The sequence below is a fragment of the Streptomyces sp. NPDC001530 genome, assembly GCF_042894545.1.
GTDB lineage: Bacteria > Actinomycetota > Actinomycetes > Streptomycetales > Streptomycetaceae > Streptomyces.
The window spans coordinates 69,006-93,383 of sequence record NZ_JBIAVS010000005.1 but is presented as its reverse complement, the minus strand read 5'-3'; the positions used below and the strand labels follow the sequence as shown (position 1 = coordinate 93,383).

Sequence of the window (24,378 nt, the reverse complement as noted above, 5' to 3'; positions counted from 1 at the left end):
GACTCAAGACGCCGGAGGGGGAGACGTCAGTGAACCAGGACAGCAGTGCGGAGCGTCCCGAAGAGGTCGCCATCACTGCGATGGACGTCCTCGGTACCGGCTTCCGGGCCGACAGCGGCAAGCGGGCGCCGGAGGAGCAGCTCCTCCGGCAGGCCGAGGCCACGCTGCCCGTGGTGGTCCAGGGACTGTACGCCGACCGGCTGCGCTCGAACGGCATCGCCGAGGACGGTGACCGGCGCTTCTTCGCCCTCACCGACGACCGCGGCAAGTCGCTCACCATCCGGCTGGAGACCGCGTCCCTGCCCGAGCGGACCGTCGCCCGCAGCTTCGTCAACACCGCCTCCGACAACCATGTCGTCCAGCTGTCCGACCGCATCGCGCCCGAGCAGATCGGCCGGGCCCTGAGCCACGAGGTCAACGAACTGCTCTCCGTGCGGGAACGCGCGGCCCGGGGCGAGGCACCGGCCGCGCAGAACCTGTTGGCCCGGGGCGCCACGCTGCCCGAGCGGCTCCAGCTGTCGAACGAGGACCTGGGCCGGATCGGCGAGCTGAACTACCTCGCGACCCGCGTGAACGACACGGCGCTGGCTCCGGATCAGCGCACGGAGGCCCGCGGCGAACTGTCCCAGCTGATCGACCACACGGGCATGCGGCCCGGCGCACCGGCCGAGAACACCGCGGCCCGCGCCGTCGAGCAGTACGCGGCCGACATCCGGATCGACGTCGTGAAGCCGCACATGCCTCCGGAGGCGTTCCGCGCGCTGCGCGAACTCGCCAAGCCGGTCGAGCAGTTGAGCACGGCCGACGCCCAGGTCGTCCAGGGCCACCGGGCGCGCGTCACCCAGGCCCGCGAGGCCCAGCCCCCGCTGGGTTCTGCCCCCGACTTCCCGCTGCCGGGCCGGGGTCCCGACGGCACGCCCGTCCCCCGCGAGGAGCTCGGCGCAGCGCGCGACGAGGCGGCCCGGCAGCGCACCGAGGTCGGCTGGCAGACGCTGGACCAACTCCGCGCCGAGGCGGCCACGCTGCCCGAAGGGCGGTATCCGCAGCGCGAGATCATGATCGGCGGCGGTGCCTCGCTCGCTGGGCGCGACCCCGACGTGCTGCTCGTCGACTCGCGCGGCCGGTGGCACGTGGACCCCATCAAGGGCATCGTGCAGTCGGCGGACCAGGTGCGCCATCTCACGGAGGTCGGCTGGGACCCGTACCAGTTCGGTGACCCGAAGGAGCGTGTCTCGCTGGCCGCGCTCCAGCTCTGGGAGGACACCGCGGCCGCGCGCGGCCCCCTCGTCGACGGGCGCGCCTCACTGAGTCTGGGCGACGAGGGCCGGCTGCTCGCCGAGATCACCCCGGCGGACGGGTCGCCCCCGGTCAAGGTCGAGGTGGTGGGGACGCCGCTGGTGGCGACCGGCGTGCCGCCCGAGGTCGTGCCAGGGGTCAACCGGCAGATACCGACGGTGGCGGAGGCCACACAGGTCCTCAGCGGCCACCTCACCGCGGCCGGCACCCCCGAGGCGCTGGAGGCCCGCGACCGGCTGGCCGCGCTGCCGGCCGGGGAGGGCCGCGCGGCCGCGTCGCTGGAGGTGCTCGACGACTCGCGGGTGGCCGACGTCCTGCGGTCCGCGACCGGCCCGAGCGTGGCCGGGGCCCGGGAGACCCTCGAGGCGACCGCCAAGTGGGAGCAGGCCACCGCCGCCGCACCGGGCCGGGTGCTCCTCGGTGACGAGGTCGGCGACGGGAACTACGACCCCACGGTCGCGGACGACTGGGTGATCGCCGGCATCGGCGGCGGCGCCATCGCCAACACGGAGATCATCCTGGAGGGCAACCCGAACGCCCGGGTGACGATGGTGGGCACCGCGGCGCCCTGGGTCCTCCACAACGACTCCCAGTACCTGGCGATGCGCCAGAAGTACGACGCGGAACTCGGCGGCAACGGACGCCTCGTCACCGTCGCCAACCAGCGGCTGGGCGCCGTCGAGACCGTGCAGACGCCCGACGGCGGCGTCCGGCTGAAGGCCCGCCATGTCGAGGGCGACGCGTACGTCGCCTGCCTGGGGCGGGTCGCCCGGCTGCCGCAGGCCGCGGACACCCTCGACGCCTGGGCACGGCAGCAGGGCGGCCAGGTCAAGGGCGAGCTCCTCTTCGACAAGCGCGAGCAGTACCTCGGCTACCGGCTGCACTTCGAGGCCGGCGACCGCAAGCACACGGTCGACGTGACCGGGGCCGCGTCCCGGATGCTGCCCGGCAACGTCTTCAGCCGGGAGGACATGGCCCGGCTCGCCGTCGTCGACCGCAAGACGGCACCGCCGGAGAGCGGCAACGTGGCGGCCGGTTTCATGGCCACCGCCCTCCAGGGCTCCAACCTGGCCAAGCACCGGGCCGAGCAGGCGGCGGGCGGCCCGGCGGCCGGCACGGGCACCGGCGCAGCCCCCGGCACGACCGCGGGTACTACGGCGAGCACGGGCGCGCCCACCGCGGGAACGGGGGGCAACCCGATCGCGGGCGCGGCCCGCCTGCAGTCCACCCGCAGGTCCTCCGCGCCGGGTTCGGCGTCCCCTCCGGCGAAGGGCACCGGCTCGCCCGCCCAACCGCCGCGCATTCCCCGGCCTCCGCAGCCGGGCGGCGGCGGAGGCGCGCCCGGCCGGTGACGGACCAGAGCAGATCAGGGCGGCCGGAATGTTCCGGCCGTCCTCCAGACATGCGTTGCCCGAATCGAAGGTGAAGGGCTGATACATGCGCGGTATGGAAGCAGCCATAGCGGCGACCCTGGCGGGGGTGCTGCTCGCCGGTTGCGAAGCGGACGGAGACGGGGACGGCGGTTCGGCCTCGCGGACGACGGCACCGCGTACGGAGAGACCGACACCGACAGCGGTGCGAAGTCCGTGGTCACGGTGAACGTGAGCAGCGGTAACCCGAAGGCCCTGCCCGGGAGCACCCTCCTCCCGGCCGGGACAACGAAGGGCGGGGCACTGTTCACCCTGAAGGAGAACGGCGCCGGTCTGCTGGTCGCGGTACGGCGGGATGCCTGACGCCCTCACCGCCGGGCAGATCGCCGCAGCCGTCCGCGCCCGCGAGACGACGGCGGTCGACGTGGTCGCGGCGGCACTGGAGCGGATCGCCCGCGGCGACCGCGCCCTGTGCGCCTTCTCCGAGGTGTGGGAGGAGGCGGCGCCGCGGTGGGCGAGCGAGGTGGACGCGCGGGTCGCCGCGGGCGAGTGGCTGCCACTCGCGGGGGTTCCGATCGGCGTGAAGGGGCGCCGCGGGCTGCGTACGGCGGGCGCGCTGGTCGCTGCCGGGTGCGTGCCGGTGGGGGCCACGTCGGTGCCCGGACCGGGCACTGCCTGGCAGACGTGGGGGCTCGGGGCGCACGGACGGACCGTCAACCCCTGGCGGGCCGACCGGACCCCGGGCGGTTCCTCGGCCGGGTCCGCGGCCGCGGTCGCCGCGGGGCTGGTCCCGATGGCGACCGGCAGCGACGGCGCGGGCTCCGTACGGATCCCCGCCGCGTGGTGCGGCGTCTTCGGCCTCAAGACCACGAACGGCCGTCTCCCGTCCGCCGACCGTACGGGCCTCACGGCGGCCGGCGTCATCACGCGCCACGCGTCGGACGCGGCCGCGTACTGGCGGATCGTGTCCGGCAGCACGTCGCGGACGCAGGGCCCGAGCTCGGGCCCAGGCCCGGCCCTGGGGCCGGGCGTGGGTCCGGGCGTGGGGCCGGGCGTGGGTCCGGGCGTGGGGCCGGGCGTGGGCCACCCGAGCCGAGACCTGACCCCGAGCCCGGACTTGGACCTGGGCCAGAACCAGGACCCGCGCCAGAGCCAGGACCCGCGCCGGATGTCGGCCCCGACCCAGCCCCCGCCCGACATGGGCCACCCGAGCCGAGATCTGACCCCGAGCCTGAACTTGGACCCGGGCCAGAACCCGAACCCGAGCCAGAACCCGGACCTCAGCCGGGTCCCGGACCCAAGCCTGACCCCGGACCCAAGCCTGACCCCGGACCCAAGCCTGACCCCGGACCCGAGCCGGATGTCCGACCCGACCCACAACCAGGACCCGGGCCGGATGTCCGATCCGGCCCAGCCCCAGCCCCCGCCCCCACACTTGTCCCCCATCCCCGCCATCTGGTCCCCCGACCTCGGCTTCGCCGACACCGATGCGGACATCGCGGCCCTCGCGTACGGCGCGGTGGAGCGGCTCGTCGAGGCCGGGATCGTACGGCTGGTGTCGTGGGACGTTCGTCTGGACGACCCCGGCCCCGCCTGGCTGGCGCTGCGGACGCCGGGTGCCGATGCCGCCGTGGCTCGGCCGCTCCGGGAGGCCAACGACCGGCGGCTCGCCGAGCTCTTCGGCGAGGCTCCGCTCCTGCTGACCCCGACCACACCGAACCCACCGCACGGCCACGAGGGTCCGGGCGACCGCTACTCCACCGCCCTGACCTGGGCTTTCAACCTGAGTGGCCACCCGGCGGCGAGCGTTCCCGCGGGCCTCGGTCCCGACGGCTGCCCGGTGGGCCTCCAACTCGTGGCCCGGCACGGTGCCGAGCCGCTGCTGCTGCGCGTCGCACAGCTGAACGAGCTCAATCGGTCGGCGACTCCAACCGCCCTGGACAACTAGATGCGTGCGCATATATTGTTAACGCATGTAATCACCGTTCGCCGTACACCCCGGGGGAACCTATGAGCCGCCGCACCTTCCTGTTCGTGCTCGGCAGCAGCCGTTCCGGCGGCAACACCGAGCTGCTGGCCCGCAAGGCCGCCGAACAGCTGCCCGGAGACGTCGAGCAACGCTGGCTGAGCCTCGCCGAGCATCCGCTGCCGGACTTCGTGGACCTGCGGCGCGACAGCGACCACGTGCCCTCTCCCACCGGGAGCACCCCGGCGCTGCTGCTGGACGCCACGCTCGCGGCCACCGACATCGTGATCGTCTCGCCGCTGTACTGGTACTCGGTGTCCAGCCTCACCAAGCGCTACCTGGACTACTGGTCGGGCTGGCTGCGCACCCCCGGCGTGGACTTCAAGGCAACCCTGGCCGGCCGCACGCTCTGGGGCGTCACCGCCCTCGCGCACGAGGAGCCGGTGGTCGCCGAACCGCTGATCGGCACGCTCAACAACTCGGCCGCATACATGAAGATGCGCTTCGGCGGGGTTCTGCTCGGCAACGGCAGCAGGCGTGGCGACGTACTGAAGGACACGGAGGCACTGGCACGCGCGAAGACGTTCTTCGCACGGGAGCCGCAGCTCGCACGCTTCCCTTACGAGGCCACCCAGGACGCGCTCACGCGGTGATGTCCTTCGCCGCGAACCGCGCCCATGCCGCCGACCCGAACACGGCGGCGTACAGCCCCTGAAGGCCGAGATTGCGGACCAGGTCGTCCCAGTACACGGGGTCGCGCATGAGGTCGGCGAAGGACAGCCAGTAGTGGGAGAAGAAGTACGGCTGGATCGCGTGGAGCTGGGGGATCTGGTCGAGGATCTGGATGGTGATGAGCAGACCGACCGTCGTCGCCATCGCCGCGATGCCGCTGTTGGTCAGCGTGGAGATGAACAGGCCGAGCGCCGCGACGCCGATCAGTGAGACGGCGACGACCAGCGCGATGAACAGGGCCCGCCCGAGCCCCTCGGTGAAGCTGATCCGGGTCCCGGAGATCGTGGTCAACTCGCCCAGCGGGAACAGCAGCGCGCCCACGATGAGCGCGGACGCCGCCACGACCAGGGTCGCGACCAGGCAGAACGTCATCGTGGTCGCGTACTTGGTGAGGAGCAGGCGCGTACGGCCCGCGGGGGCGACCAGGAGATAGCGGAGCGTCCCCGCGTTGGCCTCGCCCGCGATCGCGTCGCCCGCGATGACGCCGATCGCCATCGGCAGGAAGAAGGGGAGCGTCGCGGCCAGCGCCGTGAACACCAGGAACAGGCCGTTGTTGGTGATCTGCGAGATGAACGCCGGCCCTTCGCCGCCGCCTCCCCCCGCCGACGAGCCGTCGCTCGTCTCTATCTTGATCGCGACGCCGATGAGGATCGGCACGGCCGCGAGCACGCCGAGCAGCGCGAGCGTCCGCCAGCGCCGGAAGGTGGTGACGAGCTCGCTGCGGAAGAGCCCGAACGTCCACAGGGGACTCGGCTTCCGCACGACCGCGCCCTCCACGACCTCGCCCTCCAGGACCGCGCCCTCCAGGACCGCGCCCTCCAGGACCGCGGCCTCAGCCGCTGCCTCTGTCTCCGCCGCGGCCTCAGCCGCTGCCTGCGTCTCTGCCGCCGCCTCAGCCGCTGCCTGCGTCTCTGCCGCTGCCCCTGCCTCAGCCCGCGACATCGAACCCCTCCCCCGTCAGCGCCACGAACGCGTCCTCCAGCGAGGCCCGTTCCACCCCGAAGCCGCGGACCCGGACGCCCGCCGTGACCAACGCCGCGTTCAGCTCGGCGAGTTCGCGGTCCGGAGGCTCGGCGGTCACGCCCGTCCCGGTCACGACGAGGTCCGCGACGCCCTGTTCCTTCAGTACGCGCGCCGCGTCCCCCGGGTCCGGGGTGGTCACGACCAGGCGGCCCCGCGCACCTGCCGCGAGATCCGCGACCGCGCCCTGTGTGATGAGCCGCCCCTGGGCCATCACGGCGGCGTGCGTGCACACCTGCTCGATCTCGTCGAGCAGATGCGAGGAGAGGAAGACGGTCGAACCGTCGGAGGCCAACTCCCTTGCCAGGGAGCGGATTTCGCGCATGCCCTGCGGATCCAGGCCATTGGTCGGCTCGTCCAGGACAAGCAGGCGGCGGGGCTGCAGCAGCGCGGCCGCGAGCCCGAGCCGCTGCTTCATGCCGAGCGAGTACGCCTTCGCCTTCTTGCCCGCGGCGGCGGTGAGTCCGACCCGGTCGAGGGCGGCCGCGACGCGCGTACGCCGGGTGCGCGGGTCGGCGGTCGGGTCGGCGGCGTCGTACCGGATGAGGTTGTCGCGGCCGGAGAGGAAGCCGTACAGCGCGGGTCCCTCGATGAGGGCGCCCACGTGCGGGAGCACGGCGCGGGTGGCGCGGGGCATGGGCTGCCCCAGCACGCGCGCCGTGCCCGAGGTCGGCTCGATCAGGCCCATCAGCATGCGGATGGTGGTGGTCTTGCCCGAGCCGTTCGGTCCGAGGAAGCCGAAGACGCTGCCCGCCGGGACGGTCAGGTCCAGGCCGTCGACGGCGAGCTGTCCGCCGCGGTAGCGCTTGGTGAGCGCGCGGGTGGCGATGACGGTGTCCTCGACGGGCACCGTGCCTCGCGCGTCCACCGTGCCTGGTTCCGCGGCGGGCAGTTCCTCCATGGACTCCCTCAATTCGGCTTGCTCATAGGGGACGTGCCGCAGGGCCTACTTGACGGCCGCGTTGGCCGCCTTCACCAGCGCGTCCTTGGTGACGGCACCGGCGTACACCTTGCCGTCGTCCGTTATCAGCGCGTTGACCAGGCGGGTCGAGAAGACCGTGCCCGAGCCGAACGTGCCGGTGACGTGGTCGCCGAGGGAGTTCAGGAACCCGTCGACGTCGCCGTTGCCGGAGCCGCCCGTCGGCATGCCCTCGCCGCCCGTGTCGAACTCGGCGATGGAGTTCCAGCCCTTGCCGAGGGTCTTCAGGCCGTCGAGGCCGCTGGCAAAGTCCTCGTCGGACTTCGGCGCCTTCAGATCGGCGTGGTCCCCTTCCTTCTCCTCGGTGACCTTCGCCCCCTTCGGCGGAGTGAAGTCGAAGGTCGAAGCGGCCGGCTTGGCGAAGTCGACCTTGGTGAAGCCCGCATCCACGACGGCCGCGCCACCGCTCGCCGGGGTCAGCGTGAACTTCAGCGGCATCCCGGTCTTCGCGTCCACCGCGATGCTGATCGCGCCGACCGTGGAGCCGGACTGCTTCGGCTTGATGAGCAGCTTGTACGCGTCACGGCCCGCGACCTGGGCCGTGCCGTCGACGGTCACGGAGGTCGTGTCGTCGACGGACTTGAGGGCCTCGTCGGCGAAGTCCTTGGGAGTCGCCGGGACGTCCTCGTCCTTGTGCTCCTTCTGGCGCTCGGACTTGGGCGCGGTCGCGTGGTAGACCTCGTTCGACTTGCTGTCGTACGCCCACAGTTCGTCGCCGTTGTGGATGACGCTGTACTCGGCGGCGCTGTCCAGCAGGGAGATCTTGCCCTTGTCCGGGCCGTCGGCCGCGACGCGCAGCGTGTGCGTGCCGGAGGCGAGTTCGAGGAGCTTGGACTGCGGGTCGGCGGAGGAGCCGCCGTCGCCCTCCGCGGCGCCGGACATGAGGCCGCTCTCCAGGCCGCCCAGGCTGGGCAGTCCGAGATCGGTGCTGATCTTGACGGTGCCGGACAGCTGCTGGACGTCCGACTTGGCGATCTTCTCGATGAGCTGCTGTGCGGTGATCTTCGGCAGGTCGGGGTCGCCGGAGTCGGCGAGCGCCGGGACGAGCCCGATGGTCGCCGCCGCCACCCCCACCACCGCGACCGGAACGACGTAGCGCGCGGCCTTGCGTCGGCCGGCGCGCACGTCGTCGACCTCGTCGGCCCGCGTGTCGTCGGATTCGTACGGTGCCATGTGTGCCTTACCTCCGTCGTCGGCGGCGGCCTACCGTCCTCACGCTCTTCCACCCCTAAGCCGCCATTCTCACCCGAACCGGTGAGGAGTGTCGGGGGTCCGGGGTTGTCCCCCGGGGAATGTCTGCCTCAATCTGACCAAATCGGCCAGAGAGAAGCGTCAGACCCCGGACTCAACTCCGTGTACTCCTGCGGTATGACGTGAGGAGGCGGTGCCTCCCCCGACCCGTAGGGGTCGTATGGGGAGACACCGCCCGTGAGACTCGGAACGGCTGGCTCAGCGCTGCACGAACACGTAGTCCGCCTGGTACGGAACACCCACGATGGTGCCCGGCGAGCAGGACCCGGCCGGGGCCACGCCGCCCACCGTGTTGAGGCGCAGGATCTCCTGCGTCCCGGCCAGCAGGCCGTGGTGCTTGCCGGACTGGGTGGCCTTGAGGTCGAGCTCGGGGATGTTCTTGTCACCGTTCGGGGTCTTGGAGATCAGCGCGCCGGTGACCGCGCTGTGGTCGGGCGCGACCCACTGCGGGGTACCGGAGTTGGGCTTCACGAACGAGTGTGCGATGTGGCCGCCGAGCAGGGCCGCGACGTCACGCTGGGCGAAGGCGTAGCCGCCGCCCTCGACCGGCTTGCACTCGTAGATCTGCTTGCCCTTGACGACCGACGCCTGGAAGTTGTTCAGGGCGTGCCGGAAGTCGAAGGTGCCGGTGACCTTGTGGAGCTGGCCGCGGACGGCGCCGCCCGGGAACTCGGCGGTGTGCAGATTGGCGTAGAACGAACCGGGGTCGGTCTTCAGCTGGGAGAGCAGCGCGGCGTCCTCGACCTTGACGGTCCCGACGACGCTGTGGCCCTTGGCCTTGCTCAGCAGCTTGGTGAAGTCGACCTTGACGCCGCCGTTGGTGCCCTTGGCGCCCTGGTGGATGTGGAGCAGGGTCGGCTTTCCGGTGCCGCGCCAGGTCACGGCGACGGACACCTTGTCGCCCTTGACCTTGATGAACTCCAGCGCCGCGCCATCCTTGTCGCCGACGGCGGGGCCGCCCTGGACGGGCACCTCGTTGGCGCCGTTGAGGCTGGTGGCGAGGATGGTGCCGCCGCTGCCGTCGAGCACTCCGCTCTGCACGGCGATGGTCTGGTCGCCGTGCCCGGAGTGCCCCTTGCTCTGGCTGCCGCTGTCGGCGACCGCCGGGATGACGGCAGCGGCGACACCGGCCGCGGCGGCCACCGCGACGCCGGTCAGGATCAGGCTCTTACGACGCGTGCTGAACGTAGCGAACGTGGCGTTCGATCCCATGATTCTGTTTTCTCCCCGTATCTCAGCCAACGCCCCCTGCGTCAGCTTCTGGAGAGTGTTACGGAATGGATCTGAGATTGGACTCAATCCAACAATGTGACGTGCGCCACATATCTTTTAGCCCGTCCGCCGTCTGAGGACGAGCGCGTAGCGCGATACGGGGGTCTGGGGGCGGAGCCCTCAGGGACGATGGGGGTCCCCCCTGCTCGAGCGAAGCCGAGAGCTTGGGGGAGGGTAGGGGCGGAGGGGGCGAAAAACTCCGGTGCCGTCAGCCGGCCCGATGCACCACCGCATCCACCAGCTCCACCAGCGCCGCCTTCGCATCGCACTCCGGCAACGGAGCCAGCGCGGCCCGCGCCTCCTCGGCGTACCGCACGGTGTCCCGACGGGCCTGCTCCAGCGCCGGATGGACCCGCAACCGGGCCAGCGCCTCGGCGTGCCGCGCGTCATCCGTCAGGTCGGAGTCGAGCAACTCGCACAGCGCGATGTCCTCGGCCAGCCCCAGCCGCTCCACCCGCTCACGAAGCCGCAGCACCGGCAGCGTAGGAATCCCCTCGCGCAGATCCGTCCCCGGCGTCTTCCCGGACTCGTGCGAGTCGGACGCGATGTCCAGCACGTCGTCCGCGAGCTGGAAGGCGACCCCCAGCCGCTCCCCGTACTGCGTCAGCACGTCCACGACCGTCTCGTCGGCCCCCGACATCATGGCGCCGAACCGGCACGCGACAGCGACCAGCGAGCCGGTCTTGCCACCCAGCACATCGAGGTAGTGATCGACCGGGTCACGCCCGTCGCGCGGCCCCGCGGTCTCCAGGATCTGACCGGTCACCAGCCGTTCGAACGCCTCGGCCTGGATCCGGACGGCCTCGGGCCCGAGGTCGGCCAGGGTGTGCGAGGCACGCGCGAAGAGGAAGTCACCGGTGAGGACAGCCACCGAGTTGCCCCAGCGGATGTTCGCACTGGGCACCCCGCGCCGCGCATCCGCCTCGTCCATCACGTCGTCGTGGTACAGCGTGGCGAGATGCGTCAGCTCGACGACCACGGCCGAGGGCACGACACCCGGCGCGTACGGGTCCCCGAACTGCGCGGCGAGCATCACGAGCAGCGGCCGGAACCGCTTTCCACCGGCACGCAGGAGGTGCTGCGCGGCCTCCGTGATGAAGGGGACCTCACTCTTGGTGACTTCGAGCAAGCCCTCCTCCACAGCCGCCAATCCGGCCTGGACATCGGCTTCGAGAGCCTGGTCCCGCACGCTCAGCCCGAACGGCCCGACGACGGTCACGAGAGGTTCTCCTGTCTGCTGACGATCACATGGCGAACTCGGTCGATCATTCGGTCGATGACACGGTTTGTCGATGTGTCGCTGCCATCACTCAAGTCAGCGTATCCGGTCACGTTTCGATCACCACGAGCGCCCACCGTCCCTCGCGCGACTTCGCCCCGGCGGCAGACACCCGCGCGCCCGAGCTGCAGGTACCCCCGCACCCGACCGGCAGACACCCGCGCGCCGAAGTGGAGGCGCCCCGCGTACCAGGGCGGTATCGGATCACGAACGGTATGTTCTTGATCAGCCGATTCGACCGGACATGTACTGACTTGGGAAGGGGCAGGCATCCGTGTCCCGAAGAGCCGTCGAAGCCAAGCCCGCCGACCGGCCCCGCCCGGGTGACGACCACGCCTTCTTCGGCCAGGCCAGGGGCCTGTTCTTCGGCCAGACCAGGGGCTTGCTGCCCCTCTCCGGCCGGGAGGTCTGGGAGCGCTTCGCGTTCCTCGGCATTTTCGGCCTGATCCCGTACGTGACCGGCCGCCGTCACCCGGCCGGGCGCACACAAGCGGCGGAATGCGCCCTCGCCCCGGAAGCGACGCGCCGCGCCGTCCGCCTGATCGGCCTGGGCCTGCCGGCCGTCGCCGCCCTCCGGCTGCGCCGCACGATGCACCCGGTCCGCTGACGCCACTGGGGTGACGCTCATGCACATCCGTACGTCCTTCCCGTACGACACCACTCACGAGGACTTCTGGATCCCGCTCCTGGACGGCACCCGTCTGTACGCCCGCGTCTGGCGCCCGCTGACCGACGAACCCGTACCGGCGCTGCTCGAATACCTCCCGTACCGCCTGACCGACTGGACGGCGTCCCGCGACTGGCAACGTCACCCCTGGTACGCGGGCCACGGCTACGCCTCCGTCCGCGTGGACGTCCGCGGCCACGGGAACTCGGAGGGCATGCCGACGGACACGTACTCGGAGGTCGAGCCGGCCGACGGGGTGGAGGTCATCGACTGGCTCGCCGCCCAGCCCTGGTGCACCGGCAGGGTCGGCATGTTCGGCATCTCCTGGGGCGGCTTCACCTCCCTCCAGATCGCGGCCCTCGCGCCCGAGCCGCTCAAGGCGATCGTCACGGTCTGCTCGACGGACGATCGCTACGACAACGACACGCACTACATGGGAGGTTCCGTCCTCGCCGTCGACATGCACGCCTGGGCGGCCACCATGCTCGCCTTCGTCTCCCGCCCGCCGGATCCGGTGCACGTGGGCCAGGTGATGTGGCGGGACATGTGGGTGAGGCGCCTGCAGGCGGTGGACCCGTTCGTCCACACCTGGCTGTCCCACCAGACCCGGGACGCGTACTGGCGCCACGGCAGCGTCTGCGAGGACTACGGCACCATCCGGGCAGCGGTCCTGGCGGTCGGCGGCTGGCACGACCCGTACCGCGACACGGTGCTGCGGCTGGTCGAGAACCTGCCGCCCGAGCGCGTACGCGGCCTGATCGGCCCCTGGTCTCACCAGTACCCGGATCGGGGCCTGCCGCCCGGCCCGGCGATCGGCTTCCTCCAGGAGACCCTGCGCTGGTGGGACCACTGGCTCCGGGACACGGACACGGGGGTCATGTCGGAACCGCTCCTGCGCTCGTACGTGATGGACGCACACCCTCCGGCGACGGTGTACGACGTACTGCCGGGCCGCTGGGTGGCGGATGACGCCTGGCCCTCCCCCACAGTCACCCCCGTCTCGTACGCGCTCCAGGGCGCGCCGGTGCTGGTCCGCTCGCCCCAGCACACAGGGGTGGACGCGGGCCGCTTCCTCCCCTACGGAAACGACCCGGACCTGCCTCCGGACCAGCGGGAGGAGGACGCGCGATCGGCCTGCTTCGAGTTCGAAGTGCCGGAGGAGACCTGGGTGTTGGGCCGTCCGCGGGTCCGTCTGCGGCTGACGTCCTCGGTCCCCCGGGGCCAGGTGATCACCCGCCTCTGCGACGTGGCGCCCGACGGCGCCTCGACGCTCATCACCCGAGGTGCGCTGAACCTGTCAGCGCGCCACGGTCGTGACCAGGCGGTTCCCTGGAAACCGGGTACTACGGAGGACGTGGCTTTCGACCTGAACGGCATCGGTTACGCGTTCCCGCCTGGCCACCGCATCCGTCTCTCCCTCTCCTCTGCGTACTGGCCCTGGATCTGGCCCCAGCCGGGCTCGGAGGCCGGCTTCACCCTGGACCCGACGAGCAGCGTCCTCGAACTCCCCGTACGAGCAAGGGAGTCGGCGCCCGCTGTCGCCTTCGAGGAGCCGGAGGAGTCCGAGCCCCTGGGCGTGGTCGTCCCGGCGACGCTGGACGAACCCCGTCCGGAACGCCTGGTCGTCCGCGACGTGGCCGCCGGTACCTGGCGCCTGGAGGTCGCCCCCCGCTACGGCGGCACCCGCCTCTACCCGGACGGCCTCGAATTCACCGAGGACGCGCTGGAGACGTACACCATCAGCGACTCGGACCCGCTGTCGGCCCGCGCCCGTTCCACCTGGTCGGTCCGTCTGCACCGCCCGGACCTGGCCTGGGACGCGCGCGTCTCGACGACCTCCGAAATCACCTGCGACGCCTCGCACTTCATCACCTCCAACGAGGTGATCTGCAAGGACGGCGGCGAGGTGGTCTTCCACCGGACATGGGAGAAGAGAATCCCCCGAACGGCGGGCTAGAGACGCGGAGGCGTCGTAGGGGATTCTGAGGCCATGGCGCGGAGTGACAGGGAGCCACGGACCGGGGAATTCCTGATGGACCTCGACGAGGGCATGCTCGCTTACTTCCGCGAGATGGCCCACGAGATGGTCACGCGCTTCGGGATCTCACGCGCGGAGGCCGTGGCGAGGATCAACAGGGCATACAGGGGGCGGAAGTTCGAGCCGTATCCCGACCTGATGTGCCACGAACTCCCCGAATACTGGGGCTACGGCCTCTACTTCAAGCCCAACGCGGGCCGCCTCCCCGACGACGACCGCGACACGGACCTCTCCGTGTGGGAGGTGCGCCCGGCTCCCCCCAGGCACTCCCCCGCCTGGACACTCGAACCGTAATGCCCGAGTTGACCGCATTGCCGCTTTGATGGGCCTCGGGCGAGTGAGTTGGGTCACGCCCGAGTGATCCCGACATTCCACCCCACTTCTTCGATTCCCCCTTCGCGGAAGGCAAGTTGAGGATCACATTCCGGTACAATCGGGCAATTCATCCTCTCCTTTTCCAAGGTTAAAGCGGACTGAGCCATGAATTCGGGGCTTGTTCCCGACATGTGCTCTCGCATACGTTCGCCCCGATCCGGGCGGATCGCCGAATCCTGCCGCCGCCCGGAAACCCCACCCACCCACGCACGGCAGGAGCGGGGGACCCAGGTAAGCCGCCGTTCCGGACACCGGAGCGGCTCGGGGTGAAGCCGCGCCCACAGCGCGGCCGGGCACCTCCAGCCCGAACCCGACAGCTCACCTCGCAGGCGCCGGAGAGGAATGTCGCCATGCCCGGACGAGGCACGCACCGCCGTCCCAAGCCCAACGCCCTCACCCGCGGTCTGATCGCGGCGGGCACGAGCGGAGTCGCGCTCGCACTTCCCCTCGTGAGCGCGACCAGCGCACACGCCGCCCAGCCGACACAGGTGGCGCAGGTCACGAAGGCCGCCGCGGCCACGACTCTCGACGTCCAGCTCCTCACCTACAAGGTGGTCGCGGGCGACACCCTTTCCAAGATCGCGCAGAAGAACCCGACGAGCGGCGGCTGGAAGAAGCTGTACGAGGCCAACCGCGCGGTGATCGGCGCGAACCCGGCCGTGCTCAGCCCGGGCCTGACGCTGACGGTGGGCACGAAGACCATCAAGTCGAGCACGGCGTCCAAGGCGAGCACGGTCACCCCCGCCTCCGCCAAGACGTACACCAACAACCTCGACGGCTGGATCAAGCACTCCCTGGACATCATGGCCAAGGCGGGCATTCCGGGCACCTACAACGGCATCTACCGCAACGTCATGCGCGAGTCCTCGGGCAACCCCAGGGCCATCAACAACTGGGACTCCAACGCCGCCGCCGGCATCCCGTCCAAGGGTCTCCTCCAGGTCATCGACCCGACCTTCAAGGCCTACCACGTCCCCGGCACCGCGATGGACCCGTACGACCCGGTCGCCAACATCACCGCAGCCTGCAACTACGCGGCGGCGAAGTACGGCTCGATCGACAATGTGAACGGGGCGTACTGACCGGCCGTCGGTCCGGCCGGCCGGCTGTCCATCCAGCCGGTCGGCTGGCCATCAGGTCGGCCGGCTGTCTATCGGGCCTTCGGGCTAGTCGGCTGTCTATCGGCTTGGTCGGCTGTCCTTTGGGCCGGTCGGATGCCCAGCCGTCCGACTACCCCTCCACCAGGTACCGGTAGACGGTCGACTGCCGGGCCTGGAACCCAAGGCGTTCGTACAGCCGGTTCGCCGCCTGGCGATCCGGCCGAGAGGTGAGATCGACGGTCCGGGCGCCCGCTTCCCGGGCCAAGCGCAGAGCCTCCCGCGTCAACAGCGCCGCGACCCCCCGGCCACGCGCCGCGGTGTCCACGACCACGTCTTCGATACGACCGCGCAGCCCGGACGGCACAGGAAGCAGCACCAGGGTCAAGGTGCCGACGATCTCGCCTGCCGCCCGGGCGACCAGCACCGTGTTCGCATCGCAGGACACCATCCGGTCGACCGCCGCGCGGTCGAGGGGTTCGGCGGTCGAGGACAACTGCGGCAGCAACCGGCCGAAGGCATCGACGAGTTCCTGACTCGCTTCCCGGATGATCTCCACCTGAACGTCCATGCCGCGGAGCGTATCGGCCACCCCGAGAGGTTCCGGCGCCGCCGGGCCTAACGGGCCCGAAAGAGCCGCTCCAGCACCACCGCGACTCCGTCCTCCTCGTTCGACAGGGTCACCTCGTCGGCGACCGCCTTCAGTTCCGGGTGGGCGTTGGCCATGGCGACGCCGTGGGCGGCCCAGTCGAACATGGGGATGTCATTGGGCATGTCGCCGAAGGCGAGGGTGCTGGCGGGGGTGAGCCCGAGGTGAGCGGCGGCAAGGGCGAGGCCCGTCGCCTTGGTCACGCCGCATGGCTGGAGTTCGACGGTGCCCGGCCCCGACATGGTGACCGTCGCCAGCGAACCGACCACGCCCCGCGCCGCCGACGCCAACTCGTCGTCGGACAAGGACGGGTGACGGAGCAACACCTTGCTGATCGGCTCCGTCCAGAGGTCGTCGCGGCGGTGTACCCGTACCGCCGGAAGCGTCGGATGCGGCATCACATACCCCGGCTCGATGAGCGTGAGCCCGTCCACGCCGTCCTGGTCCACCGCCGCATAGAGCAGCCCGACCTCCGCCTCGATCTTGCCGAGCGCCGTCTCGGCCAACTCCCTGTCCAGGGTCACCGACCACAGCAGACGGTCCGCCCCGGCGTCGTACAGCTGCGCCCCCTGCCCGCACACCGCCAGCCCCTCGCCGCCGAGTTCGTCCAGGAGCGGTCGGACCCTCGGCGCCGGCCGTCCCGTCACCACCAGATGCTGGGCGCCCGCAGCCGTGGCTCTCGCCAACGCGGCGCGCGACCGGTCGGAGAGTGTGTCGTCGCCGCGCAGCAACGTCCCGTCCAGGTCAGTGGCGATGAGTGAATATGCAGTCGGAGCGGCCATGATCCGAAGAATACGGATCGAATGACTCATCGGCCCGGCGTGAACCGGACGACGTCCGGTATCCCGTCAGCAACTCCGTTCACCGCACGGCGATCTGGGCCCGCCACCTCGATAACCAGCGCGTACGACGCCCCTGTCGGGGCAAGCCGAAAGCCCCTGTTGGGTGCGCGACCGCACGTCGTCATGTTGACGGCCGGCTGTGCGCTGCCACTCCCCGTGCGTCCAACGGTGTTTCCCAGGTGGTGAGTTGTCTGGCCGGAGGCGCCAGGCAGACAGGCGCCTCCGGGGGCAGCGGCGAATGGAAGGGTGAAGTCGTGGGTGAAGTCCGCGAGTTGGGGGCTCACCCCGCGCGAGGGCGCCCCCCGGCCCCCGACTTACCCGTGCGCGGCCACCAAATGCTTGGCCAGCCGCGGTGAAGCGAACTCCGTCCCGCACACGAACCGCATCACCGGCCCGTACGAAGCCGCCGCCGGCAACCCCGTGAAGTACAGGCCGGGCACGGAGGACCGATACCCCGCGCCGAGTTTCGGCGTACCCCGGCTGACCGCCAGCTCGGTGCGGAGCTCGTGCCCGAGGAAGTCCATCGCGGCGATGTCGACGCGATAGCCGGTCGCGGCGATGACGTGGTCGGCGGAGAGCTCCTCGACCCGGCCGCCAAGGGTCTGCACGGCGAGGACGGGGTGGCCGTCGGTGGCCCCGGCGCTGACGATCCGGGAGACCTCGCGGACGTCGACCTTGCCCTCGAAACGGTCGCGCAGCCACCAGGCGCCGAGCGGACCGAGCACGCGGCGGACCAGGTAGTGCCGGGCCTGCGCGGGCAGATAGCGGTACGGCTGCGGGTAGTAGCTCAGCGCCCACAGCGACCAGGCACGGCCGAAGGGCGACTCGGGGCGGAACCTCGGCTGCTTCCACGGGGGCGCGCCGAACGCGACGGTACCCTTGCCGCGCGACACCACCCGCACCTGCGCCCCCGCCTCCGCCGCGAGCGCCGCCGTCTCCAGGGCGGACTGACCCGCGCCGACGACGATGAGCTCCTTGCCGGAGAACCGGCTCAGCTCGTGGTGCTGGGAGCTGTGGGAGACAGGGCCCGTGGGGGTGGGTCCGTCCGCCGCCGCGCCCGCGAGCTCGGCGGGCAGATGGGCGAGTCCGGACAGGCCGGTGGCCACCACGACCGCCCGCGCCGTGAACAACTCACCCGAGTCCAGCTTGAGTTCGAAGCCGCCAGAGTCACCGGAGTCGTCGGAGCCACCGGAGCCCGCGCGGCCGCCCTTTCGGTCGACCGACACGACCCGCACCCGCTCCAGTTCGGGCACGAGCCTCTGCTGGAACCACTCCCCGTACGCGATGAACGTCTCGACCGGGATGATGTCCTCGTCCGTGACCAACCGCGGTATCCCCGCCGCGTTGCAGTAGTCGAGGAGCGTGTGCCCGCGCTGCGGGGCGTCGATGGTGGACGCGGCCGGGGTCGACTTCAGGAGCATCCCCTCGGGCATGTGGTCGCGCCAGCTCACCATGGGCTCGCCGAAGACACGCACCGGGACACCGCGCGCCCGTAGATGGGCGGCGGTGGACAGGCCGAATGGCCCGGCACCGATGACTGCTACCGGATGAATCACGAAGTCCCTCCCCAGGACGTACTTCCGTCACTTCGTGGTCGTACAGGTCGAGCGGGTCGAACGAATGGGTGGAACGGGTCGCACTCGTCGTACGGGGGCTACTTACTGGTGCCGTTGCCGCGGCGGTTGGTCCGCCACAGCTGATACAGATGCTTCGCGCCCGGCCGCACGAAGCGCGCGAGCATCGTGAAGAACGGCCGCAGGTCGTCACCCGCGAGCCACGCCAGCTCCGTACCGCTCGCGCGAGCCGGCGCGTGCGGTGTCGTGTATCCGCTGCGCCGGTAGGCGAGCAGGGCCGGCAGGTCGATGTTCTCCACGATGTACCGGTGACCGGCGCGCTGTTCCCCCTCTGGAACGGTGCGTCCGGTCAGGTCCAGATGCGTGGCACGGACGACGTCGATCCCCGACTCGTTCTCGAAGAGCCGGAACTGCGCGCCCATCCGTGGGTTGAAGTCAAGGAGCTTGTACTGTCCGTCGCGCCGGTCGAAGCGCAGGTCGAGGTCGATGATTCCGCTGAAGCCGATCTGTTTGATGAAACGCGCGGCGAGGTCCGCGAGTTCCGGATTGTCGACGACATACGCATTCGCCGTCATTCCCGCGTGCGGCGGCCAGGAGCGGACCTTCACGCCGGTGAACATCGCGAGCGGCGTCGATTCCGCGTCGAAGTACGCGTGCACAATCCAGTCCTCTGCCTCCTCCCTCGGCAGGTACTCCTGGAGGATCACGCCGGGTTGCGCGCCCCAGTCGCGGGCGAGCGTGAGCAGTCCCTCGCGCGTCGCGATCCTCGTCGTCCCGTTCACCGCCGGCCGGCTGCGGCGCACGAACGCCTCGCGGTTCTTGGCGACGAGCGGGAAGCGGGCGCTCTCGGCGAACGCGACGATCTCCTCGTACGACTGTGGAAAGGCGGCCGCCGGGCTGGGGATGCCGTGTTCCACGCACAGTTCGTGCAGCCCCTGTTTGCTGGCGAGGCGGCGCGGCAGCTTGGCGTCGACGCGCGGGAAGAGGAAACGGTCCCCCAACTCCTCCTGGTGTTCCGCGATCAGGACTGCGGCCTCCTCGTCCGTCGGGACGAGGACCGTCGGCCGCCCGATCCGCCGCCCGATCCGCAGCAGTCCCTCGACGAGTCGCTCCGGTTCCTCCGTCCCGGTCGTCGGCCAGACGAAGGCGCGGCGCAGATAACGCGAGGCCGCGGCCGGCGTGTAACGGTCCTCGGTGATCGCATACATCGGTATCCCGAGCCGGCCCAGGCTGCGGATGGCGCCCACCCCACCGTGATGCAGCGGGTAGTCGCCGAACTTCACTATGAGCCCCGGAACGTCCCGGTCGGCGTCGACCGGCACACTGCTGGAGCTCCTGGCCACGGGTCCCCCCACGCGTCCCCCCTACGGACCGGACCCACCCCGTCCGTGTCCCCCAAAGGACGCTAAGCCGGAATTGACGCGTCCGACAAGGCCTATTCGGACATTGCGAACTCTTTAGGCCCTGCCACAGCACGGTCACTCCCCCGTAACGTGTGCCCCGACCACATGGAACGCGTGGAACACATGGATCACATGGCGAGTACGAATCCGAAAGTGAGGCAGCACCCGATGCCCCCCTTCGATGTCCCCGAGGGCGATCCCTTCGGCCCGCACAACCTTCCGTACGGCGTCTTCAGCCGGGTGGGCTCCTCCGAGCGCACCGTCGGCGTGCGTCTCGGCGACCACGTACTCGACGCGGGCGCGGCGGCCCGGGCGCTCGGCTCCCCGTACGCCGAGCTGCTGGCGCAACCGACCCTGAACCCGCTGCTCGCGGCGGGCCGCACGGCCTGGTCCGACGTACGGCGCGCGCTCACGGCCTGGGTGACGGTCCCGGCCCACCGGGAGACCCTCGAACCCCACTTCCACCCCCTCTCCGAGGTGACCCTGCACCTCCCCTTCGAGGTGGCGGACTACGTCGACTTCTACGCCTCCGAGAACCACGCCCGGAACGTCGGTCAGATCTTCCGCCCCGACGCCGCCGACTCCCTCACCCCCAACTGGAAGCACCTGCCGATCGGTTACCACGGCCGCTCCGGCACGGTGGTGGTGTCCGGCACGGAGGTCGTACGCCCGTCGGGCCAGCGCAAGCCCCCCTCCGACACCACTCCGACCTTCGGCCCCTCCATCCGCCTGGACATCGAAGCGGAGGTCGGCTTCGTGGTGGGCACGCCTTCGTCCATGGGCGCCCCCGTCCCCCTCTCCGCCTTCCGCGACCACGTCTTCGGCCTCTGCCTCCTCAACGACTGGTCGGCGCGCGACATCCAGGCCTGGGAGTACGTCCCCCTCGGCCCCTTCCTCGGCAAGTCCTTCGCCACGTCGGTGTCGGCATGGATCACCCCGCTCGACGCACTGGAGGACGCCCGCGTCGCGCCCCCGACCCGCACGCACCCCCTTCTCCCCTACCTCGACGACTCCTCCGAGGACCCCGGCGGCTACGACCTCCACATCTCCGTCGCGATCAACGGCCACGTCGTCTCCGAACCCCCCTTCTCCACCATGTACTGGACGGCCGCCCAGCAACTGGCCCACATGACGGTCAACGGCGCCTCCCTGCGCACCGGCGACCTCTACGGCTCGGGCACGGTCAGCGGCCCCTCCGAAACCGAACGCGGCTCCCTCCTCGAACTCACCTGGAACGGCCGCGACACCCTCGACCTCCCCGACGGCAAGCGCACCTTCCTGGAAGACGGCGACGAGGTCACCCTGACGGCGTGGGCCCCGGGACCGGGCGGGACGCGGGTGGGCCTGGGCAAGGTGAGGGGCCGAGTTCTCAGCCCGTCCGGCATGTGAGGACGCGGCCGTTCAGGCCGATCGAGGGCCTGGGGGGCGGGGCCTCGTGACGGAGCCTGGGCGGAGCCTCGTGACGGGGCCTCGTGACGGGGCCTGGGGCGGAGCCCCAGAAGGACGGGACGGGTAGGGGCGGCGGGGGCGAGCAGTACCCACGCACGCAGCCCCCACCCACCCGCGCCCCAGGCCCCGCCTGGCCGGTGGCAAGGCGCTGGACGACGGCCTCGGGATCGGCATCCGGTACGCCATCCCGGTCTTCGGCCTCTGCACGGTGGCCAGGCCTACTGGTGGCCGACGCGCTGACGCCGGGCCCGCGGGGCGCCGTCCGCAGGGCGCCGTCCGCAATGCACCGTCCGCACGGCGGGCCTGGCCCCGCGCAGGATCCCTGACTACGACCGCCCGGCTGACCCTGCTGCTCCTGGCCCAGGCAGCCGCGTTGGTCGTCCTCCTGACCGTGGCCGCAGCGGTCGCCTCGCCCGACGACATGGGCCGCGCGGGGCGCCCGGTCACGGCCGCCTGCCGGGGCGCGTCGGAGGCGTACGGTCCATGGCCCGGCCTGCACTACGGCCTCCCGGCGCTCGCCTCCCTCGCCCCCTCCACCGCGGCCTGCGCCTGGTCGCTGCTACGGATCGCCCGCCGTCCCGGCGACGACCGGACGCGCCGCGATCGGGCGTTGGCGATCGTCGGGGCCTGGGGTCTGCTCGTGTCCGCACCGCTCCTGGGCACCGCGTCCACGGCGTCCGGCGCGCTATGAACATGACCTGCGACGGCGCACTGGGCCGTATCGCGAACTGCCCGGTTTGTGACGGAAGCCCGGGCCCTGGGGGCGGACGAGGCGATGGTGATCGCGGCGGTGCGGGGAGCCCTGGAGGCGTAGCCGCGCCGGTGCTGCGGCGAGGGCGCCGGCTCGGACGGCGCCGGGCACCTCGCCCCTATATCCAGTCCTCCGGGTCCGGTTCCGCTTCCATCTCGGGCCAGTCCGGGTCCGGCGCCTCGTCGGGGGCGACGTCCGGCGGGGCTCCGGGCGCGCTCAGCGAGGCGAGCACCCCCAGCACCCCTTCCCCATACGTCGCCAGCTTCTTCTCGCCCACGCCGCTGATGCCGCCCAAGTCGGCCACGGACGTGGGCCACACCGTGGCGATCTCCCGCAGCGTGGCGTCATGGAAGATGACGTACGCGGGGACGCCCTGTTCGCGGGCCTGTTCGGCGCGCCAGGAGCGCAGGGCCTCGAAGGCGGGGGCGATCTCAGGGGGCAGCTCGACCGCGGCGGGCTTGGCCTTGCGCTCGCCCCGGCCCGATCCCGAACCGGACCCCGACCGGGCGGTCACCGGCTTCGGCGGCTCCTTGCGCAACGGCACCTCGCGCTCGCGCCGCAGCACGGTCCCGCTGGCCTCGGTCAGCACCAGCGTCCCGTACTCGCCCTCGACCGCGAGCAGCCCCTGCGCCAGCAACTGCCGTACGACACCCCGCCATTCGGACTCGGACAGCTCCTCGCCGATGCCGAAGACGGACAACTGGTCGTGGTCGAACTGGATCACCCTGGCGGTCCTGCGGCCCAACAGGATGTCGACAATCTGGACCGCCCCGAACTTCTGCCCCCGTTCGCGCTGCAACCGCACCACCGTGGACAGCACCTTCTGCGCCGCGACCGTGCCGTCCCAGGTCTCGGGCGGCGTCAGACACGTGTCGCAGTTGCCGCACGCGGGAGTCCGCGGGTCCTGGCCGAAGTAGGCCAGGAGCTGGGAGCGCCGGCACTGGGCCGTCTCGCACAGCGCCAGCATCGAGTCCAGATGAGAGGCCGCCCGGCGGCGGAACGCCTCGTCGCCCTCCGAGCCCTGGATCAGCTTGCGCTGCTGGACCACGTCCTGAAGGCCGTAGGCCATCCACGCCGTGGACGGCAGTCCGTCACGGCCCGCGCGGCCCGTCTCCTGGTAGTAGCCCTCGACGGACTTCGGCAGATCGAGGTGGGCGACGAACCGTACGTCCGGCTTGTCGATGCCCATGCCGAAGGCGATGGTGGCGACCACGACCAGGCCCTCTTCGCGCAGGAAGCGCGACTGGTGGGCCGCGCGGGTGCCCGCGTCCAGCCCCGCGTGGTACGGCACCGCCTCGATGCCGTTGCGCGAGAGGAACTCGGCGGTCTTCTCCACCGAGTTGCGCGAGAGGCAGTACACGATGCCGGCGTCGCCCGTGTGCTCCTCGCGCAGGAAGGACAGCAGCTGCTTCTTGGGGTCGGCCTTCGGGACGACCCGGTACTGGATGTTGGGGCGGTCGAAGCTCGCCTCGAAGTGGCGGGCCTTCGGCATACCCAGGCGCTGGGTGATCTCCTTGTGTGTCGCGCGGGTGGCGGTGGCCGTCAGCGCGATCCGTGGGACGTCCGGCCAGCGCTCGCCCAGCAGTGACAGGGCCAGGTAGTCGGGGCGGAAGTCGTGGCCCCACTGGGCCACACAGTGCGCCTCGTCGATCGCGAAGACCGAGATCTTCGCGCGCGACAGCAGGTCGAGTGTGGTGTCCAGACGCAGCCGCTCCGGGGCCAGATAGAGCAGGTCCAGCTCCCCCGCCAGGAACTCCGCCTCCACCACCCGGCGCTCGTCGAAGTCCTGCGTCGAGTTCATGAACCCGGCGCGCACGCCCAGCGCGCGCAGCGCGTCGACCTGGTCCTGCATCAGCGCGATGAGAGGGGAGACCACGACGCCCGTACCGGGTCTGACCAGGGCTGGAATCTGGTAGCAGAGCGACTTGCCGCCACCGGTCGGCATCAGGACAACGGCGTCACTGCCCGCCACCACATGCTCAATGATCGCTTCCTGCTCGCCGCGGAAGGCGCCGTACCCGAAGACCCGGTGGAGCGTGGCCAGTGCCTCGCTCTCGCCGAGAGTCTCCGTCGTGTCCGCTCCGGTCATCACACCTGTCCCGCCCATCCCGCTCATCGCCCGTCGTCCCCCGTATGTCGCGCTTCGCCCACGACAGCCACCATAGGGGTCCGCACCGACAGCCTCAGAGTTATCCACAGGCTGCGACCGGCCGGCTTCCGTACGCACCGGCGCCGCGCTCGCCCTGGCCGGCGCTCCCACCTGCCTTCAGCCCGTTGGCCCCCGGTGAAGTACCCACCCCGCCAAGCCCAGCAAGGCCACGCAGCCCATGCGGCCCATGCAGCCCACTGAACATGCCTCGGGCCCCGC

20 protein-coding genes, 1 pseudogene and 1 riboswitch are annotated in these 24,378 nt (G+C 71.1%); of the genes and pseudogenes, 11 read left to right on the top strand and 10 right to left on the bottom strand.

Annotation, left to right across the window (positions count from 1 at the left end; genetic code table 11):
- The first annotated feature begins 29 nt into the window (after positions 1–29).
- The 5 genes and pseudogenes from ACFY0T_RS10920 (at position 30) to ACFY0T_RS10900 (ending at position 5,285) form a co-directional block, all read left to right on the top strand.
- The gene (locus ACFY0T_RS10920; protein WP_388867292.1) at positions 30–2,648 is read left to right on the top strand and encodes a hypothetical protein; all 2,619 of its coding nucleotides are present in this window, start codon (positions 30–32) and stop codon (positions 2,646–2,648) included.
- A gap of 141 nt (positions 2,649–2,789) precedes the next feature.
- The gene (locus tag ACFY0T_RS10915) at positions 2,790–3,029 is read left to right on the top strand and encodes a hypothetical protein (protein ID WP_388867289.1); all 240 of its coding nucleotides are present in this window, start codon (positions 2,790–2,792) and stop codon (positions 3,027–3,029) included.
- Positions 3,022–3,654 (top strand): annotated as a pseudogene (locus ACFY0T_RS10910) (amidase family protein); the annotation flags it as partial. The gene ACFY0T_RS10915 and the pseudogene ACFY0T_RS10910, both read left to right, overlap by 8 nt.
- 180 nt (positions 3,655–3,834) lie before the next feature.
- Positions 3,835–4,614 (top strand): amidase family protein, encoded by a 780-nt coding sequence (locus ACFY0T_RS10905; protein ID WP_388868269.1) that lies wholly within the window; start codon positions 3,835–3,837, stop codon positions 4,612–4,614.
- Positions 4,615–4,676: 62 nt separating this feature from the next.
- Positions 4,677–5,285: a flavodoxin family protein gene (locus tag ACFY0T_RS10900; RefSeq protein ID WP_388867286.1), complete on the top strand. Its 609-nt coding sequence runs from the start codon at positions 4,677–4,679 to the stop codon at positions 5,283–5,285.
- On the opposite strand, the gene ACFY0T_RS10895 is transcribed toward ACFY0T_RS10900, so the two are convergent.
- From ACFY0T_RS10895 to ACFY0T_RS10875, 5 genes are all read right to left on the bottom strand, one after another.
- The gene (locus ACFY0T_RS10895; RefSeq protein ID WP_388867283.1) at positions 5,275–6,306 is read right to left on the bottom strand and encodes an ABC transporter permease; all 1,032 of its coding nucleotides are present in this window, start codon (positions 6,304–6,306) and stop codon (positions 5,275–5,277) included. The genes ACFY0T_RS10900 and ACFY0T_RS10895 overlap by 11 nt on opposite strands.
- Complete coding sequence (locus ACFY0T_RS10890) at positions 6,293–7,285, bottom strand: ABC transporter ATP-binding protein (protein WP_388867280.1); 993 nt, start codon at positions 7,283–7,285, stop codon at positions 6,293–6,295. Before ACFY0T_RS10890 ends, ACFY0T_RS10895 begins: the two co-directional genes overlap by 14 nt.
- A gap of 45 nt (positions 7,286–7,330) precedes the next feature.
- Entirely contained in the window at positions 7,331–8,536 is a 1,206-nt protein-coding gene (locus tag ACFY0T_RS10885; RefSeq protein WP_388867276.1) for an outer membrane lipoprotein carrier protein LolA, read from the bottom strand.
- A gap of 276 nt (positions 8,537–8,812) precedes the next feature.
- The gene (locus ACFY0T_RS10880; RefSeq protein ID WP_388867273.1) at positions 8,813–9,826 is read right to left on the bottom strand and encodes a CHRD domain-containing protein; all 1,014 of its coding nucleotides are present in this window, start codon (positions 9,824–9,826) and stop codon (positions 8,813–8,815) included.
- Positions 9,827–10,094: 268 nt separating this feature from the next.
- Positions 10,095–11,105: a polyprenyl synthetase family protein gene (locus ACFY0T_RS10875; RefSeq protein ID WP_388867270.1), complete on the bottom strand. Its 1,011-nt coding sequence runs from the start codon at positions 11,103–11,105 to the stop codon at positions 10,095–10,097.
- 334 nt (positions 11,106–11,439) lie between these two features.
- Between ACFY0T_RS10875 and ACFY0T_RS10870 the strand changes: the two genes are divergently transcribed.
- From ACFY0T_RS10870 to ACFY0T_RS10855, 4 genes are all read left to right on the top strand, one after another.
- Positions 11,440–11,772, top strand: a complete 333-nt coding sequence (locus tag ACFY0T_RS10870) for a hypothetical protein (protein WP_388867267.1) — start codon at positions 11,440–11,442, stop codon at positions 11,770–11,772.
- 19 nt (positions 11,773–11,791) lie between these two features.
- A complete protein-coding gene (locus tag ACFY0T_RS10865; RefSeq protein WP_388867264.1) occupies positions 11,792–13,789 on the top strand; it encodes a CocE/NonD family hydrolase in 1,998 nt (665 codons plus the stop codon).
- 75 nt (positions 13,790–13,864) lie between these two features.
- Positions 13,865–14,164, top strand: coding sequence for a hypothetical protein (locus ACFY0T_RS10860; RefSeq protein ID WP_388867261.1), 300 nt, complete (start codon positions 13,865–13,867; stop codon positions 14,162–14,164).
- Positions 14,165–14,435: 271 nt separating this feature from the next.
- A riboswitch (cyclic di-AMP (ydaO/yuaA leader) is annotated at positions 14,436–14,592 on the top strand.
- Positions 14,593–14,595: 3 nt separating this feature from the next.
- Positions 14,596–15,327 (top strand): transglycosylase SLT domain-containing protein, encoded by a 732-nt coding sequence (locus ACFY0T_RS10855; RefSeq protein ID WP_388867258.1) that lies wholly within the window; start codon positions 14,596–14,598, stop codon positions 15,325–15,327.
- A gap of 148 nt (positions 15,328–15,475) precedes the next feature.
- Here ACFY0T_RS10855 and ACFY0T_RS10850 read toward each other — a convergent pair whose 3' ends face one another.
- The 4 genes from ACFY0T_RS10850 to ACFY0T_RS10835 all read right to left on the bottom strand — a co-directional run bounded on the left by ACFY0T_RS10850 (position 15,476) and on the right by ACFY0T_RS10835 (position 19,750).
- Positions 15,476–15,913, bottom strand: coding sequence for a GNAT family N-acetyltransferase (locus ACFY0T_RS10850; RefSeq protein WP_388867255.1), 438 nt, complete (start codon positions 15,911–15,913; stop codon positions 15,476–15,478).
- A gap of 47 nt (positions 15,914–15,960) precedes the next feature.
- The gene (locus ACFY0T_RS10845) at positions 15,961–16,773 is read right to left on the bottom strand and encodes a Cof-type HAD-IIB family hydrolase (RefSeq protein ID WP_388867252.1); all 813 of its coding nucleotides are present in this window, start codon (positions 16,771–16,773) and stop codon (positions 15,961–15,963) included.
- Between the two features lie 374 nt (positions 16,774–17,147).
- Positions 17,148–18,389 (bottom strand): FAD-dependent oxidoreductase, encoded by a 1,242-nt coding sequence (locus tag ACFY0T_RS10840; protein ID WP_388867249.1) that lies wholly within the window; start codon positions 18,387–18,389, stop codon positions 17,148–17,150.
- Positions 18,390–18,487: 98 nt separating this feature from the next.
- Positions 18,488–19,750, bottom strand: coding sequence for an ATP-grasp domain-containing protein (locus ACFY0T_RS10835; RefSeq protein WP_388867246.1), 1,263 nt, complete (start codon positions 19,748–19,750; stop codon positions 18,488–18,490).
- Between the two features lie 228 nt (positions 19,751–19,978).
- Here ACFY0T_RS10835 and fahA point away from each other — a divergent pair, with 228 nt between their 5' ends.
- Both fahA and ACFY0T_RS10825 read left to right on the top strand, forming a co-directional pair.
- Positions 19,979–21,199 (top strand): fumarylacetoacetase, encoded by a 1,221-nt coding sequence (gene fahA / locus ACFY0T_RS10830; RefSeq protein ID WP_388867243.1) that lies wholly within the window; start codon positions 19,979–19,981, stop codon positions 21,197–21,199.
- Positions 21,200–21,467: 268 nt separating this feature from the next.
- Positions 21,468–21,950, top strand: coding sequence for a hypothetical protein (locus ACFY0T_RS10825; RefSeq protein ID WP_388867239.1), 483 nt, complete (start codon positions 21,468–21,470; stop codon positions 21,948–21,950).
- 178 nt (positions 21,951–22,128) lie between these two features.
- Here the strand turns inward: ACFY0T_RS10825 and recQ are convergent, their stop codons facing one another.
- Entirely contained in the window at positions 22,129–24,117 is a 1,989-nt protein-coding gene (recQ, locus tag ACFY0T_RS10820; RefSeq protein ID WP_388868266.1) for a DNA helicase RecQ, read from the bottom strand.
- Positions 24,118–24,378 lie beyond the last annotated feature (261 nt).

Coding starts and splice junctions, on each gene's coding strand:
- ACFY0T_RS10905 (WP_388868269.1), top strand. CDS start 3,835: ATGTCGGCCCCGACCCAGCCCCCGCCCGACATGGGCCACCCGAGCCGA.
- ACFY0T_RS10900 (WP_388867286.1), top strand. CDS start 4,677: ATGAGCCGCCGCACCTTCCTGTTCGTGCTCGGCAGCAGCCGTTCCGGC.
- ACFY0T_RS10895 (WP_388867283.1), bottom strand. CDS start 6,306: ATGTCGCGGGCTGAGGCAGGGGCAGCGGCAGAGACGCAGGCAGCGGCT.
- ACFY0T_RS10890 (WP_388867280.1), bottom strand. CDS start 7,285: ATGGAGGAACTGCCCGCCGCGGAACCAGGCACGGTGGACGCGCGAGGC.
- ACFY0T_RS10885 (WP_388867276.1), bottom strand. CDS start 8,536: ATGGCACCGTACGAATCCGACGACACGCGGGCCGACGAGGTCGACGAC.
- ACFY0T_RS10880 (WP_388867273.1), bottom strand. CDS start 9,826: ATGGGATCGAACGCCACGTTCGCTACGTTCAGCACGCGTCGTAAGAGC.
- ACFY0T_RS10865 (WP_388867264.1), top strand. CDS start 11,792: ATGCACATCCGTACGTCCTTCCCGTACGACACCACTCACGAGGACTTC.
- ACFY0T_RS10860 (WP_388867261.1), top strand. CDS start 13,865: ATGGACCTCGACGAGGGCATGCTCGCTTACTTCCGCGAGATGGCCCAC.
- ACFY0T_RS10855 (WP_388867258.1), top strand. CDS start 14,596: ATGCCCGGACGAGGCACGCACCGCCGTCCCAAGCCCAACGCCCTCACC.
- ACFY0T_RS10850 (WP_388867255.1), bottom strand. CDS start 15,913: ATGGACGTTCAGGTGGAGATCATCCGGGAAGCGAGTCAGGAACTCGTC.
- ACFY0T_RS10845 (WP_388867252.1), bottom strand. CDS start 16,773: ATGGCCGCTCCGACTGCATATTCACTCATCGCCACTGACCTGGACGGG.
- fahA (WP_388867243.1), top strand. CDS start 19,979: ATGCCCCCCTTCGATGTCCCCGAGGGCGATCCCTTCGGCCCGCACAAC.
- recQ (WP_388868266.1), bottom strand. CDS start 24,117: ATGGGCGGGACAGGTGTGATGACCGGAGCGGACACGACGGAGACTCTC.